At 42.8% G+C, this 17,359-nt stretch carries 4 protein-coding genes; all 4 read left to right on the forward strand.

Annotation, left to right across the window (positions count from 1 at the left end):
* A partial coding sequence (locus ACE1AQ_RS03320; protein WP_374807855.1) for a putative Ig domain-containing protein occupies nt 1–1,448 on the forward strand: 1,448 nt, incomplete at its 5' end.
* Nucleotides 1,449–1,524: 76 nt separating this feature from the next.
* Nucleotides 1,525–2,271 (forward strand): PEP-CTERM sorting domain-containing protein, encoded by a 747-nt coding sequence (locus ACE1AQ_RS03325; protein WP_110545269.1) that lies wholly within the window; start codon nt 1,525–1,527, stop codon nt 2,269–2,271.
* A 140-nt stretch (nt 2,272–2,411) separates the two neighbouring features.
* Nucleotides 2,412–2,993, forward strand: a complete 582-nt coding sequence (locus ACE1AQ_RS03330) for a hypothetical protein (RefSeq protein ID WP_008196297.1) — start codon at nt 2,412–2,414, stop codon at nt 2,991–2,993.
* Nucleotides 2,994–3,555: 562 nt separating this feature from the next.
* Entirely contained in the window at nt 3,556–17,259 is a 13,704-nt protein-coding gene (locus tag ACE1AQ_RS03335; RefSeq protein WP_110545268.1) for a choice-of-anchor C family protein, read from the forward strand.
* Nucleotides 17,260–17,359 lie beyond the last annotated feature (100 nt).

Here is a 17,359-nt window from a genome sequence, read left to right on the forward strand (position 1 = left end):
CTAACGGTAAAACTGTTGACAATACTTTCCTAGTCACAGTTAACCCAGTAGATGATGCACCAACTGTCCTCAATCCCATTACTGATGTCAATGTTAACGAAGATGCAGCTAATACCGTCCTTGATTTAACTAATATCTTCAGTGACGTTGATAATGACCCGACTTCAATTGTTAAATCAGTATTCGTCAATGACAATACAGGATTAGTCACCGCTACCATCGTTGACAATCAGTTAACCCTTGACTATCAAGACAATCAATCTGGGATAGCTAATATTACAATTCGGGGAACATCTAACGGTAAAACTGTTGACAATAGCTTCACCATAACAGTTAACCCCGTCAATGATGCACCCACATTACAACAGGAAATAGCCAATCAAACCGCCACCGAAAATCAACCCTTCAGCTTCACCATTCCCGCCAACACCTTCACAGACATTGACGGCGATAATCTCACCTACAACCTAGCAATAGTAACAGTCCTCCCCAGTGGCATCACCTTTGATAGCGCTACCCGTACCTTCAGTGGCACCCCCTCCGATACTGCCTCCGGCACCTATAACCTGATAGTAATCGCCAGCGACCCCGCCGGAGAAAAAGCCAACGATAGCTTTAGCCTCAACGTCCTCAACGCCATCAACGGTAGCAGTAGCAGTGAAACCGTCAACGGTACTAGCGGCGACGACCACATCAATGCTGGTGCTGGTAACGATAGCGTCAACGGCGGTGAAGGCAACGATATTCTCGATGGTGGCACAGGAAATGACCGACTCGCAGGCGGTCCCGGTGACGACACCTACATTGTCGATAGCAGCCGCGACGTAGCCATTGAAAATGCTGGCCAAGGACAAGACACCATCAAATCCTCTGTAAATTACACTCTCACCGTCAACATCGAAAATATCACCCTAACAGGTAACGCCAACATCGACGGCACAGGTAACAACCTAGATAATCTCATCACCGGTAACAGTGGCAATAACCTACTCAAGGGATTAGATGGCAACGACACCCTTATCGGTAGCGCCGGTAACGACACCCTGATTGGTGGAAAAGGAAATGATGTTCTTGTTGGCGGCGATGGCAGCGACTCATTCCTCTTTGGCAGTGGTGCTATCTTTAATACCAGTGATTTCGGAGTTGATAGCATCAGTGACTTTACTAAAGGAAGTGACAAAATTATCCTGAGTAAAACCTCATTCAATGCTCTTATCAGTACCATTGGCAATAGCTTACAAGCCGCCGAATTTGCTACTATTAACGATGCCGCCAACGAACTAGCCTTAGTTGGTTCTAGTAATGCTAAAATCGTTTACAATTTAGCCACAGGTAATCTGTTCTACAACCAAAATGGTGCCACAGCAGGATTAGGTAATGGCGGACTTTTTGCCACGCTTAATGGCATACCCAATCTAGAAGAAAATGATTCTCTCATCCAAAGTTAAGTCAGAAAATAGACGCAGGAGAATCCCCTCTCAAATTGACAATCTACACCCATACCATCGAAGAGCAAGTTTGTTTATGTTTAAACTCCCAACTTTAACCTTAATTACTGTTGCTGGTTTGTTAGTGGCGACGACAGAAACTTCCCCCGCCGCTGTTGTCAATGGAAGTTTTGAAACTGGTAATTTTTCTGACTGGAATACCAGTGGACAAACGAGCCTTGAAACTTCAAGTTTTGGCGTTACACCAGTTAACGGAAGTTATCAAGCAGTGTTACAAACTTGTTTTTTTACCGGTGCTTGTGATGACAGTCAATCTTTGACTAATGCTAATGATTTGGAATCATTTCTCGGCTTATCCGTTAATGAGTTAAGCAATCTAGGGGTGATTGAAGGCTCGGCCATCAAACAGACTATTACTGCTAATGCTGGCGATGTTTTCAGCTTTTCTTGGAATTTTCTGACCGATGAAGATGTGACTAATGTAGATTACAGCGATTTCGCTTTTTTTACCCTTAATAATACCTTATATTCTTTGGCGGATATTCAATCTATTTTTCCAGTTAATCCCTCTTTTTCCCATTTAAAGAAAGAAACAGGTTATCAAACCTACACGATACCAATATCGGTGACTGGAAATTATATTTTAGGGTTTGGGGTAGTTGATGTGGATAAGACAGGGGGAGGAGATAACACTATCAATTCAGCTTTATTAGTTGATAATATCAAGCTTACTAATATAGCCAAAGTTCCCGAACCTGATACTCTTTTCGGACTATTATTAACCCTAGGATTAGCCAGCAAGTGCAAGCGCAAGAATTGTTAACATCACCCGCTAAAATTGAGAAAAAGGGTTTCTCAAAGAAACCCTTTTTCTGCGTCAGTATATCACAAAAATTGCTTCGGTGCTTCAAGATAACTGATAACTGATAACTGATAACTGATAACTGATAACTGATAACTGAAATGACTAACCCAAATACTGATTTTGATACTCCTTGGAAAGATGTCTTAGAAATCTACTTTGAAGACTTTGTTTCCTTCTTTTTTCCTCAAGCTCACTTAGCAGCCAACCGCAATCCTTTTGCTACAGTCGTGATGGCGCATCTCCAAGCTTTAGAAACTCGGCAAAACCGAAAAAAGCGCAAAGAAGCGAAATTAGCATTAACTAAACGGTTGTACGAACAGGGTTATCAACGAGAGGATATTATCAACCTCTTTAAGTTTATCGATTGGCTGATGAGCTTGCCCGCTGAATTAGAACAAGAGTTTCAACAGGAATTAAATCAGTACGAGGAGGAAAAACGAATGCCTTATATTACCAGTGTTGAAAGAATGGGAATGGAAAAAGGGATGATTCAAAAAGCTCGAGAATCTGTCATTGATGCCCTTGAGATTCGGTTTGAGAATGTGCCTTCTGAACTGGTTGATGAGATTAGCCAAGTTAAAGACACTTCTCTTCTAAAAAATCTCCACAGACAAGCGATTACTCTTGACTCAATCTCAGATTTTCAGGACTACTTAAATCAGTTAATCAAACCTGAATAATTCTGGTTTGTCGCCCAAGAAAACGGGTTTCTTGAAGAAACCCGTTTTCTGTGTTTAGTGACAGAGTAGCAGCTTAAATGTGTAATTAATTTTGCTTAGGCACTTATTAATCGCTACAGTTTCTCTTATCTAGTTACGAGCGACTGAATGGGAGATACCAGCTTAGATTTTCCTCCTATTCACACAAGAGGATAACCATTGTTTTTAGACTATGAAAACCATAGAAATTAAGCTATTAACACAACTTAACAATATAAACATCGCCTTACCGGTGGCATCCCAGATAATCCCAACAGTTATAACCCAGGATATAGAAGCAATAATTGGTTAAGTTTTTTTAAAGTTCCTGTGAGGTTACTGAAAATTTCTTGACATAGCTAGGTAGCTTAGGCTAGACTCGCGGGTGAGTTTTTAGATCAATTTGATATTCCCTAACCAATTATTCTCCTAATCTCTCGATTGGCTTTGTTGTCCATTGGGATATTGTTGTGCAAATTTATCGATTTTGCCACCAAAATATCGCTGAATCCTGTTTAATTCTCTTTTTTATCCCCATCATCCCATGCCTAACACCCTTTACACCCTCGGAAATCACTTAACCCTAGAATCTGCGTTAACCCTCGATTCAGATATTGTTTATGCGCTACAACAGGCAACGCTGTTAATTTCTGGCAAATTACAACAGTTTGCTGATGATTCTGCCTTTGGCGACAAAATACAGGTAGCCTTTGGCACGGCAGTTAATACTGATGAATTACAAAGCCAGTGGCAAGCAGGCGATTTAAGTGGTTTTCCCCTTATTGAAATTGTTTCAGGAAATCACCTTAATGGGGCAAATGGGGCTTATGCAATAGCAAATAACCGAATTTACCTATCTTACGAGTTTCTGGGTCAGAATCAGGGCAATTTAGGGGGAATTGTGGCTTTACTGTTGGAGGAATATGGCCATTATGTGGATGGATTGTTGAATAGTACGGATGCGCCGGGAGATGAGGGGGCAATTTTTGCGGAGTTGGTGCAGGGAAATAGTCTGGATGTGGCAACCTTGGAGGTATTGAAAGCTGAGGATGATTCAAAGATAATTAATTTAAATGGGGAAGTAATTACAGTTGAACAGAATAAATTGCTTAAATCTGGCAAGATTATTGTTGCTAATGATGAATTTACATTAAGTGATTCTGGATTTAGTAATGCTCCCGACGATTCACTATTATTTGCTCAGAATATCGCTAATTATTTTGCTAATGGGAAGAAAGGCTCATTTCTTGCTTATTCCGATAACCTTGGTTTCACAGGATTTCAACTATCTAAAGCTTTAACTGATGCAGGACATCAATGGAAGGTTGCACCTAATTTGCCATTCACGTTAGAGACATTACAACAATATGATGGAGTTTTTCTTGGCGGATCCCCAGTAGATAATCAGGTATTAATTGATTATGTAAACAGTGGAGGAAATGTTTATCTAATGGCAGGAACTGGAATTACTGGAAGTTTTGATAGTATTACGAGTGAGGCTAATGCTTGGAAGGATTTCTTGAATAATTTTGGGTTGTCATTGGCAAATCAATGGAATGAGTTTTACGGCAATATTCCTATTAACCCTTCATCTCATCCAATTCTTGCAAATATAGATCAATTATATCAACAGTATGGTCAAACAATTATTGATCTAAATGCTAATGACAATCAAGGAGTATTAATTGCTAAGAGCAATGATGGACAGGGACTTTATGCTATTTACGATCCTAATTTTCAAGTCAATCTAATCACTAATGGTAGTTTTGAAATTGGCCCAGATCCTAGTGGTTATTTACCACTTAACCCTGGTTCTACCGCAATCACAGGATGGACTGTTACGAGGGATCAAATTGACTATACAGCTTATTGGGTAGATGCAGATGGCGATCGCTCTCTCGATCTCAATGGTTCGCCTGGAGTGGGTGGTATAGCTCAAACTTTCAGCACTATTGCAGGCCAACAATACCTTGTCTCCTTTGCCTTGGCTGGCAATACTTATAGTGGAACTCCCATCAGACAACTAGGAGTTTCAGCCGCAGGCCAGTCCGAAGTTTTTTCCTTTGATACTACAGGGTTTAGTGATGATAATATGGGCTGGGTAAATAAGACCTGGGTATTTACGGCAACTGCATCCACAACGACCTTGGAATTTTATAGTTTATCTATTGAGCCAGAAAATGCTGCTTTTGGCCCCGCACTAGATAACATTTCCGTCATTTCTTTACTACCATCTATCACCTTAGCAGTAGCCCCAGTAAGTGTAACTGAAGACGGGACAGCTAATCTCATTTACACTTTCACTCGTACAGGTTCCACCACCAATCTTTTAACAGTTAACTACAGTATCAGTGGGACAGCAACCAATGGAATCGATTACACTTCTCTTCCCACCAGCGTCACCTTTGCTGCTGGTTCATCCACTGCTACCGTAACCGTTGACCCCACTGCTGACACTACAGTGGAAAATGATGAAACCGTCGCTTTAACTCTTGCGACCGGGACAGGTTATACGATAGGTACGACCACCGCAGTTACTGGGACAATTACCAATGATGATTTACCTAGTATCACTCTTGCTGTCTCTCCCAGTAGTGTTACCGAAGACGGGACAACTAATCTGGTTTATACCTTCACCCGTACAGGAGTAACCACTAATGCTTTGACGGTCAATTACAGTGTTGGTGGGACAGCAACCAATGGAACCGATTACACTTCTATTCCCACCAGCGTCACCTTTGCGGCTAATTCATCCACTGCGACTGTAACTGTTGACCCCACTGCTGATACAACAGTAGAAAGTGATGAAACTGTTATTTTAACCCTTGCTGCGGGGACAGGTTATACCGTAGGGACAACCACAACAGTTACAGGAACCATCATTAATGATGTTTCCTCTGGCCTTGAGATTTACTCGAATAACTTTGAAACTAACGCAGGAAGTGAATGGTCAAATACAACCCGCTCAATGACTCCCTCTGGAGCCAGGAATTTTCTGGGACAGTTTTCCAATGATACAGTTAGTTTAACACTTAATGATCAACGATTAGCCAATACTAACGTAACTTTAGAGTTTGATTTATTTATTATGGATTCTTGGGACGGGAATAATACTTTTTACGGTCCTGATCAATTCAACTTAAGTATTGCTGGTGGAAATACCTTATTAAATACCACTTTTTCTAATATACAAGAACAAGAAATTGATGGCTATCCTCAAGCTTACCCCGGAAGCACAGATGCGGGTGATTATCCGGCGGGAGCGGGAGCAACCGAGATGGATACTCTTGGTTACACTTATTATGGAGATTCAGTTTATCATTTATCTTATACTTTTCCTAATGTTAGCAATTCAATCATTTTAAACTTTTCAGGAATTGGATTGCAAGGTATAGGAGATGAAAGTTGGGGTTTAGATAATGTGTCGGTTCGTGTATTTGTTGTTAGCGATGGATTGTCTCACGGTATTATTCAGTTCAGGAATGCTACTTACTCAATCAATGAAAATGGCACACCTGCCACTCAAGTTGCTCTGGATCGTACTAATGGAAGTGACGGGGAAGTTAGCGTTATTCTAACCCCTAGCAATGGAAGCGCAATCGCAGGAGACGATTACACTAATACCCCCATAACTGTCACCTTTGCTAATGGCGAAACCAGTAAAACCGTTACCATTCCCATCAATAATGATACCGTTTATGAACCTACAGAAACCGTTAACTTAACTCTATCTAGTCCTACAGGTGGCGCAACATTAGGAACCCAAACAACAGCAGTATTAAACATCATTGATAACGATGCAGTGCCGGGTGTATTAGCCTTCTCTCAGGCAAACTATAGTATTAATGAAGATGGCACTCCCGTAGTAGCTGTTACCGTTAACCGTACCGGAGGAAGTGATGGCTCAGTCAGTGCTACCATTAGCCTAACCGATGGAACAGCTACCCGTCCTGATGACTATATCAATACCTCAGTTACGGTTGATTTTGCCAATGGAGAAACCAGTAAAGTTGTCACTATTCCCATTGTCAATGATGGCGTATTTGAACCCAATGAAACCATTAATTTAACCCTAAATAACCCGACCAATGGGGCAACATTAGGAACCCAAACCACAGCAGTTTTAACTATTATCAACGATAATACACCTCCGGTTTTAACTTTATCCACCAATAAAAAAGTCATTGACGAAGAATTAGGGAATAACGCCGCTATTGGTACAGTTACTCGTAATGTCGTTACTAATCAAGATTTAATTGTCACCCTGACTTCTAGCAACACCACCGAAGCTACCGTTCCCGTTCAAGTTGTTATTCCAGCAGGGCAAGCTTCAGCAAACTTTGATATTAATGTCATTGATGATGGGATACCAGATGGGGATCAAAAAGTCACTCTAACAGCTACCGCCGGGGGATATGATCCAGTAACTTATGATGTCATCGTTACCGACTTCAAGATGCCCGATTTAGTGATTACGGAGTTTAGTAATAGTGAGACGCTATACACAGGTAAACAGTCTTTCTTTACTTATAAAGTTGTCAATAACGGGCTATTTACCGCCGACGCTACGGCTGATCCTTTAGTTGATCACATTTACTTGTCCAGCGATCCTAATTTAGATAAGAACGATAAGTTACTCGCTGATGTCAGTATTAACGGGACTATTTTAACTGGGCAATTCTATCAACGTAATCTGCCTTTCTTTGCACCGACAACACCGGGTAATTATTATCTAATTGCAGAAATTGATACCACTGATGTGGTCAATGAAGGGGTATTCGGGGAAACCAATAACCTTGTCGTCACACCGATTACGGTTCAAGCTGCTTATCGGGGAGTGGTTGCTACTGATGTGGAAGTAGGAATTGAAGAACAGTCAATTGTGTTGCGTGGGGAAGCATTAAGCAATGAGGATAATTCTCCTATTCCCTTTGAGTTTGTCACCATTGCCATCAAAAATAACGGTTTTGTGCGGGAACTTTCGGCATTAACTGATATTAATGGCAACTTTGTCAAGACCTTTAAACCCTTACCCGGCGAGGCGGGAACCTACGAAATTAACGCTTATTTCCCCGGTGTCCCCACAGAAGATGCTGCACCAGAAGATAGCTTTAAATTGTTGGGAATGCGCTTTACTGACAAGAGCATCTCTCAGAAAATTCTGGCAGATCAGACATTTACCGGACAAGTCACTCTACAAAACCTGAGCGATATCCCCATTAACGGTATTACCTACATCGTAGAAGGTGCGCCCAGTAATTGGCAGATAAAGGTCAATACTCCCTCTAATTTGGCGGGTTCGGGGCAAAATACCCTCACCTATACCATTCTCGCCCCCAATAATTCCACCGTCACCCAAGATAACTTTAATATCCGCCTCACCAGCACAGAGGGAGTCAGAGCGGTTTTACCCGTCACTATCAATTTAGAGCGTATTGTCCCCCGTCTGGTGGCTTCTGTGGATACTCTCACCAGTGGGATGTTACGGGGAGATCAGACCGCTGTAGAGTTTACTGTGACTAATACAGGTGGAGCGATCGCCAATAATATTAAAGTCTTATTACCTAATGCCCCTTGGTTAAAGTTAGCTTCCCCTGCTACTATCTCCAGCCTTGGCATCGGAGAATCCGCCAAAATCAGCCTATTATTAACCCCTGATGCCAATTTAGAGTTAGTTGAATATACAGGCAATCTCTTATTAGATGCAGATGGCAATGATGGCGATTTATCTTTGCCCTTCAAGTTCCGAGCGGTTTCTGATGCTGTGGCTAGTCTGCGGGTGAATGTGGAAAATGAGTTTACCTACTATGCAGAAGGCTCGCCCAAATTGGCAAATGCAACGGTGATCCTGCGCGATTACTTCACTTCTGCTGAAATTCGCCGCACAGTCACGGATCAAACGGGAATGGTGGCGTGGGATGACCTTCCCGAAGGCTACTACAAATTAGACGTTAAAGCCGAGAATCACCAATCCTTTAGCCAGAATGTCAAACTGGATGCGGGAGAAATTGAAACCATTACCTCTTTCCTATCCCGCCAAGCGGTGAGATATGTCTGGACAGTCGTTCCTACCGAGATTGAGGATGAGTATAAGATCACCCTCACTAGCGTTTTTGAAGCGGATGTTCCCCAGCCGGTGATCACCGTCGAACCCGAACAGATTGACATGGCGTACCTGCGACAGATTGGGAACATCAGTCAAATTGATCTGACTTTCACCAATCACGGGTTAGTTGCCTCTGAAACGCCCTATATGCTCGTATTCCCTGATACGGGCAAGTTTCCGCTCACTGAATTCTATGAATTCAAACCATTAATCGATACTATTGACCGCCTAGAAGCTAAAGAATCCCTAACCATTCCCGTGCGGATTACCCGCGTGTCGGACTGTACCGACGGCAATTGCTCGATTATCGATACTCCTTATCCCATACTCGGTGTACCCTTCTTTGGAACTTTCTTCCCCCTTTTCGAGCCTGCTATTGAATATCTCAACATTGAAGTTCCCAATGGGGGAGAAGGAGACTGGCCGGAGTTTAAATTTCCCTCACTAAACCTAGAAGGGCCTGATATCCCAATTGTCATACGAATCCCTAACAGTGATGCAACGGTTAAAATCCAGATCAATCAGCAAGCTTTGATGACGCGATCCGCCTTTGTAGGCACTCTTACCATCGACAATGGGAACGATTTTAGCCTCCAAAATATTAAGGTCAATCTGCAAATTGAGAATGCTCAGGGAAATATTGTCAACGATCTCTTTGGCATTACCCAACCGACGTTAATTAATCTTTCGGCGGTAGATGGGACAGGTATCCTCACTCCCGATGACCCCAATACTCCCCAAGATGAAGGGGTCGGCACTGCGGAGTGGACGTTTATTCCCACTAATCTCGCCGCACCGGAAGTTCCCCTGCAATACGCCATTGGCGGAACGCTTTCCTATATGGAAGACGGCAAAACCATCACCGTTCCCCTGATTTCTCCTCCTGTCACGGTTTACCCCCAAGCAGAACTCTACCTCGACTATTTCCAATCCCGTAATGTCTATGGGGACGATCCCTATACGGATATGGTGGAACCTTCTATACCCTTCTCCTTAGCGGTTTTAGTACGGAATGAAGGCAAGGGAGACGCAAAAAATCTCAGGATTACCTCCTCTGAACCCAAGATTATCGAGAATAAGAGTGGTTTACTCATTGACTTTAATATTATTGGTTCTCAGATCAATGGGGAAGATGCGGAACCATCCCTAACGGTTAATCTGGGCGATATTAAGGCGGGGGAGACTGCCGTTGGGGATTGGCTGCTGAAATCGAGCTTACAGGGCAAATTCATCGAATATGATGCCACTTTTGAGCACGTTAACAGCTTAGGCAAGCCAGAATTATCCTTAATTAAAGAGGTCAAAATCCACGAACTCATCCAGAAGGTACAGGCGGATGGGGATGATCTGCCCGACTTTTTGGTCAATGACATCGTTGACCCCAATGTTACCCCCGATACTCTTTATTTTTCTCAGGGAGGAACTGCACCGGTTAAGACTGCTACTAATGTCAGTGCCGATGGGGTGGTCAGTTTTAGCGATCGCACAGTCCAAGTCACGGCGACGGTAGAAAATGGCTGGACTTACCTCAATCTCCTCGATCCGGGTCAAGGCTTCTTTAATGTCAAGAGTATTACCCGCGCCGATGGGACGGAAGTGCCGTTGAACAATTACTGGCGCACCGATCGCACCTTCCCCGCGAGTTTGGAGTTCGAGGGAACGGAGATTATTTGGGACGTTAATAACGTAGATAACCCCATTTCTGTTCAAGAATATGACGATAAGCCGATTTATGAATTTAGGCTACACCTGTTAGACTATAACGCCACAGCCGGAGAGCAAACCTACACTGTCACCTACGCGACGGGGGATCAGACAGCGCCGAAAGTGCGAAATATGGTCTATGTGGATCCAGTTCAGCCCAATAGTTGGTTATTCCCGATTCCAGAGGAGTTGAAGGAAAAAGACAGCATTCAACTTCTCTTTACCGAACCGATTAAGCGAGAATCCTTCGATCTCAGCGATATTACCGTTACCCTTGATGGTGTTCCCATTGATAGCAGCGGTCTAAGCATTACCGTCCAGAATCCTGATATTCCCATCGCTTTCACCATCGGCAATATCGAGGGGATTAGCCAGAAGGTGGGGCGGTACGAACTGAGTGTGAATGCGGCGGGTGTGCAGGATTTTGAGGGCAATTTTGGGACAGGAGTAGTTAAGGAATTTTGGTCGGTTACAGGCGATCGCCCCTTTGTGGAATCTGTGAGCGGTTTTACTTCAAACCTGGTTACTAAGCCCATCACCCAAACCATTACCGTCAAGTTTTCCGAAGCGATTGAGCCGGGTACTTTTACTTGGGAAGATGTTTTCATCAACCGCAATGAGGAGGGCAATCTCACCAAGAATACGATTACTGTCACCCAAATTGACGAGAAAACCTATGAGGTTGGCAATTTAACCGATATTACCGATGTGGGTGGGGTTTATAACTTCCTAGTGGATGCTAAGGGAGTTGTGGATCTCGACGGCAACCGAGGGGTGGATGCCAAGGGCTTTACTTGGACGTTAGATGCAACGCCACTATCAATTGTCTCACTTACTGGTCTCAGCAGTTATCGCCGCACTAAGGTTTCTAGCCTCGATGTGAAGTTCTCCAAGGCGATCGATGCCAGTTCCTTTGATTTTAACGATCTGATTTTCACTGCTAATGGTGTGACGGTTCAACTTGACAGTAGTGTTACTGTTACGAAGCTGACGGATGTGAGCTATCGCCTTAGTGGCTTAACGGGTTTACAAGCTGGGGATGGCAATTACAGCTTAACGGTGGAGGGCAGTGGCATTCAAGATGACTGGGGCCGAGCAGGGACGAATGCTCGTGTTGTGAATTGGGCGACGGATACGGTTGCGCCGACAAAACCGACTAATCTGGTGTTTTCTCTAACGGATAATGTGCTTTCGATTAGTGGGGAGTTAGAGGAAACTGGTTTGCGGGTTTATGTGGTAGATCGGACAGATCGCCAGAGCTTGGGTGAGTTAAGCGTTATCGGAACTAGCTTTAGTGGCGACATTCAACTACCAAACGGCAATGATCGCACGATCGCCATTCAGGCATTTGATGGGGCTAATAATAGCGCCACCTCTCTATTTAAGATTGTGGGAGGCGCGATCGAGCCATACAATCCACCCAGTTTAGATCTAACTTCACTGAATCCATACTATTCCTATAGCTTTGTTGCCCAAACGGGTGACTTTCCTGACGATGGCTCCAGTGTTGATAATACTCAGTCTCAAATTAGTGGTTTTGGTACGAACGATGCTTTAGAAAAAACCGACTCATTTAATTCGTCTAGTAGTATTATTTCTCAAGGTTTCTCTACCCGAACTATTGAACTGCAAAATACAGAGCCTCCCGTTCCGGCACCAGTAGCGATCGGCTTTATTAAACCGGAAGTTTCGATTAATGATTTAGGTCAAATTGCATTTATTGGTGATGGTGCTGCGGGTGGTTTTACTGAAACATGGTTAGGAAGAACCATTAAAAAAGATACTATCTTGGTTGCAAACAGCGGCTTTGGTGTCAAGGACATAGCCCCGAATATGATCAAAAGCACTTTTGCCAATCCGAATTATGGATTTCTTCCCGACCCTAGCATTGTAACTTTTCTGTTGAATACAACCGCCCGGAATCCCGCCCGTATGTTTGATAAGTTTTCTGACATAACGATTAGTGCTGGTTTGTCGAATCGTGAGTATGCGGGAGGTGTGCAGATTAATAATAATGGAGAGGTATTAGTTCGGCGTATCGAACTAGCAGAAGGACCTGCTATGCTGATGGCTTATTATCTCGGTAACTTCATTGCACCTTCTTTTATTGCTTCGGAATATATTAGTAAACCCTACTCATTCATTGAGAAATGGGATGCCAATAAAACCAACACTGTTACACCCGTGGCTCAGGGTTTTGTTCCTCTACTGCTCCTAAACGACCTCTCTTTAGCATTATCTGGTCTCACTGGTATGTATGGCGGATTGCTATTCCTTGGATCTGTCCCCATCCTGCGAACCTACTCGCCAGACTACTACGGACTACTGAGTAATCCGAGTTTCAACAATAATGGTGATACTGTATTCAATAGTTTTCTTGAGGGTACTTGGCATCCTACGGCCTCAGCAGGACATTATTCAGCTTTAGATACTCCTAGTACCACACTGGGAGCCCCAACCATCTTTACTGAACAAAAGTATGATCCAGCTGCTGGAGCGCCGAGATTTTGGATGGCAGATAATGGAACTGTGGTGCGTTATTATCAAAACAAGATAGAACTTTTAGATGATAGTTTAAATGTCGTAAAAGATATTGCATCTGATTTTTCGAGTCTGGGAAAAAACCCGCGCATTAGTGATGATGGCACGGTTGTAGCTTTTTACGGAGACTTGAGCGAAGATGGCGCAGAAAAATATCAAACAACTCCGGGAGAAGGTATTTTTGTTTATCGTGTTGAAGATGGGGCTATCGAACGAATTGCTGGGATTTCGGGTAATGGCTATTTAGATCAGGGCGAAATCTGGGAAGACTACAATAAGAATGGCACGCTTGATCAAGGAGAAGACGAAGGCATTTTCAGCGGTTTTGATCCTGATTCACCAGTCGGAGTTAATACTCAAAATATCGGACATACTGTTGCTTATATTGGTTTTAATAAGCAAAACAACAAAGGCCTGTATTCAACTAATTTTGGTTTTTCCAATGATGAAAATCAGCTTCTTTTGCCATCATTGATAATTGAGCAGGGAAATGGAATCAGTGATGTAGCAATCTATGATCCGATAAATATAAACGGTGATATTGCTTTTTGGGTTGAGATGGAAGATGGGCGTGATGCTGTCATGACGGCTGAAGCGATTCCCAGTATCGGGATCGATCGTTGGTGGGCAACGGTGAATGATGATCCTATTGTGGTCAACCTATATGTCTCTATCCCAGAAACGGGTAGATACACCTTGGAAATAGATACTGAGAGTCTCTTTCCACTAAAAACTAATTGGGGCATTAAAGAAGATGCAAGAGTGATTATTGATGGAGATGTTGGAAAAACCGTTTCACTCAGTCACCTAGGTAAAGCTGATCTAGGCCAGCTGACACAAGGCCGACATCAATTGCAAATTGATGGTTTTGCGGTTCCCAGTGAGCCTATTGTTGAAGAGATAAGTTTTACTTTACAAAAAGGCAATAGAGAAATTGATAAATTAGTAACTAAATTTGTTGCCGATCATCCTGAGCCAGATATAAGCCAAACTCTCATCGCGCAATATGCTCCTATTTTGCTGTTCGAGCAAGATGAAAAATATAACCTTCCTCTTGACCCCGATGGTTATAACTGGGATGAAAAGCTACAAAGACAAGAACCCAATCAAGATAAGCCTGTAAGATTGGGAGATGCGGAAACGATTGTAAATCTAAACCCTGATTCATTGCAAAGTTCGCCTACTATTTTTGCAACCCTTTTAGAGCAAAATGGTGAAATTGCTATCTCCTACTACTTTCATTTTGCTAAAAGTAATTGGGCGGATTTTGATGGAGCCAATACCCATGATGGTGATTGGGAAGGTATAACTGTTTTCTTAAAAAATGGAGTACCTGATCGAGTTGCTTTTAATCAGCACGTAGAAATCGCAGGATTTTTTGGTTCTACCTTTACCAATGAGGGTGATGGCGGAACAACGTATCGTTGGGAATATCTTGATTTTGATGAACAGACGGGAAGACCAAAAGTTTACGTTGGTTTGGGAGGTCATGCCAGTTACTCTAAATCAGGTGAAACAACTTGGTTTACACCTAATCCATTGGATTTATTTGGCAACGTAGAATCTCATTCAGGAAATGGCGAGAAGAAAGCCCCAAATGTGATATACCTTCCCCGTGTTGGCGATGGCTATATTGGTGATGCAATTTCTACTGAAGATGGAAAGGCTCAACAATGGTTATTATTTCCGGGAAAATGGGGAGAACAAGATAAAGGAGAACCATTTGTTAATTTAGATTTAATTGGTATCACACCTGGTGACGATGGAATTGAAGGACCAGTATTTCAAAGCTTAGCTGCTTTTCCCTCTAAGCCTGGAGAGCGCTGGTTAAATCCTTGGTCTTTTACCGATGAATTTAATATCCCTTTAATTGCTCAAGATGATGATTTTACCATTCGTCAGCAAAGCATCTTTGTATTTGACAAAGAAGATTTTCTTGCAAATGATAATTATGACGAAAAGCAAGATATTTGGATCATACCAAATCCCGTTTCTGCGCTCTCCGGTAAAATTATTATTAATGGCGATCAATTTCTATATGAACTTCCAGAATCTATCGAAGTAAGTGCTGAGATAGTAATTGATAGCTTTGACTATCTGTTGTTAGATTTCAGGTTGAAGTCAATATATGATCATCTCACCTCAACTATATTGAATCCGAGTGCTTCACGCTCTGATAAGGAAAATGCCTTCTCTTCGTTGCATAGTCTCTTGAAGGAAACCCCCGAATTCCGTGCCGAAGAAGAAGATTTGATAGGCACGGTTGAGGTGAGAATAGAAAGGCCTAAGCTCTCGATCAATAATATCACCGTTGTCGAAGGCTTAGATAATACCGCCATCCTCACAGTCACGGTTGACAAACCAAGTCCAGAACAAATTACTGTCAATTATGCTACTGCACCTGTTAGCGCGACCGCCGATTTAGATTACACTAGCACAACCGGAACTTTGATCATTCCGGCGAATACTTCTACTGCTACTATTACCATTCCTATCCTCAATGATGATCTCGATGAAGAAAACGAAACTTTTGCGATTAAACTCAGTAATCCCGTCAATGCAATTCTTACCAATAATCAGGGAATTGTCACAATTATAGATGCGAAGCTTTCCATCAATAATATCACCGTTATCGAAGGTCAAGATAGTAATGCAATCCTCACCGTTACTGTCAATAATCCCAACCCAGAACAAATTACTGTGGATTATGCTACTGCACCTGTTAGTGCTACCGCCAATGTAGATTACATTAGCAAGACTGGAACTCTCACCATTCCTGCTAATACTTCAACGGCTACTATTACCATTCCCATCCTTGATGATGATATCAATGAAGAAAACGACGAAACTTTTGCGATTAAACTCAGTAATCCCGTCAATGCAATTCTTACCAATAATCAGGGAATTGTCACCATATTGACACCCAAGCTTTCCATCAATAATATCACCGTTATCGAAGGTCAAGATAGTAATGCAATCCTTTCCGTCTCCGTCGATAAACCAATTTCCAAACAAATTAGTGTTGACTATACTACTGTATCTTCTAGTGCTACCGCCAATGTAGATTACACTAGCAAAACTGGAACTCTCACCATTCCTGCTAATACTTCAACGGCTACTATTACCATTCCCATCCTCAATGACGATCTCAATGAAGAAAACGAAACTTTTTCGATTAAACTCAGTAATCCCGTCAATGCAACTCTTGACAATAATCAGGGGATTGTCACCATCATTGATTCCGTCACCGATAATATCATTTCCATCGAAACCACTAACAATAAATACGTCAACGTTGTCATCCCCAAAAATCAACCCCTAACCAACATTCGAGCCATCGTCAACCCCTCTCCCAGTAACGCCCCAGCCAACGTCAACTTCCCCGTCGGATTCTTTGACATTGACATCCCCCAAATCAGCCAAGGCGGTGCCACCACCGTTACCCTATACCTACCCGAAGGCAGTACCGCCAATGCCTACTGGAAATACGGCGCAACCCCCGACAATCCCACCCCCCACTGGTATAATTTTAGCTACGACCCCATCTCCAAAACAGGTGCAACCTTCCAAGACCTCAACAGCGACGGTCAAAATGAGATTATCCTTCACTTTGTCGATGGTCAAAGGGGAGACGACGACCTCACCGCCAACGGACAAATTGTTGATCCAGGGGCCCCAGCTGAATCCATCAATGAAACTCCCGGTAATCAAGCTCCCACAGATTTAGCATTAAGTGCCACTACAGTAAATGAAAATGTTGCCCCCAATACAGTAATTGGAACATTTTCTAGCACAGACCCCGATACTGGCAATACCTTTACCTATAGTTTGATAGCAGGAACAGGAGATACAGATAATAGGGAGCATCTCACTTACGCGATAAGTAATTATACTTAGCCTAAAAGCCACTCTTAATCGTGTCTTGGAACGAAATAGAGGCTTTTAAAGACTGCGTACATGGAGAATTAAAACAAGAATTACCCTCGAAAAGCCTATT

The organism is Microcystis sp. BLCC-F209 (assembly GCF_041928595.1).
Taxonomy (GTDB): domain Bacteria; phylum Cyanobacteriota; class Cyanobacteriia; order Cyanobacteriales; family Microcystaceae; genus Microcystis.

What these genes read in the sequence shown, in the direction of transcription:
- ACE1AQ_RS03325 (WP_110545269.1), top strand. Translation starts at nt 1,525, where the DNA reads ATGTTTAAACTCCCAACTTTAACCTTAATTACTGTTGCTGGTTTGTTA.
- ACE1AQ_RS03330 (WP_008196297.1), top strand. Translation starts at nt 2,412, where the DNA reads ATGACTAACCCAAATACTGATTTTGATACTCCTTGGAAAGATGTCTTA.
- ACE1AQ_RS03335 (WP_110545268.1), top strand. Translation starts at nt 3,556, where the DNA reads ATGCCTAACACCCTTTACACCCTCGGAAATCACTTAACCCTAGAATCT.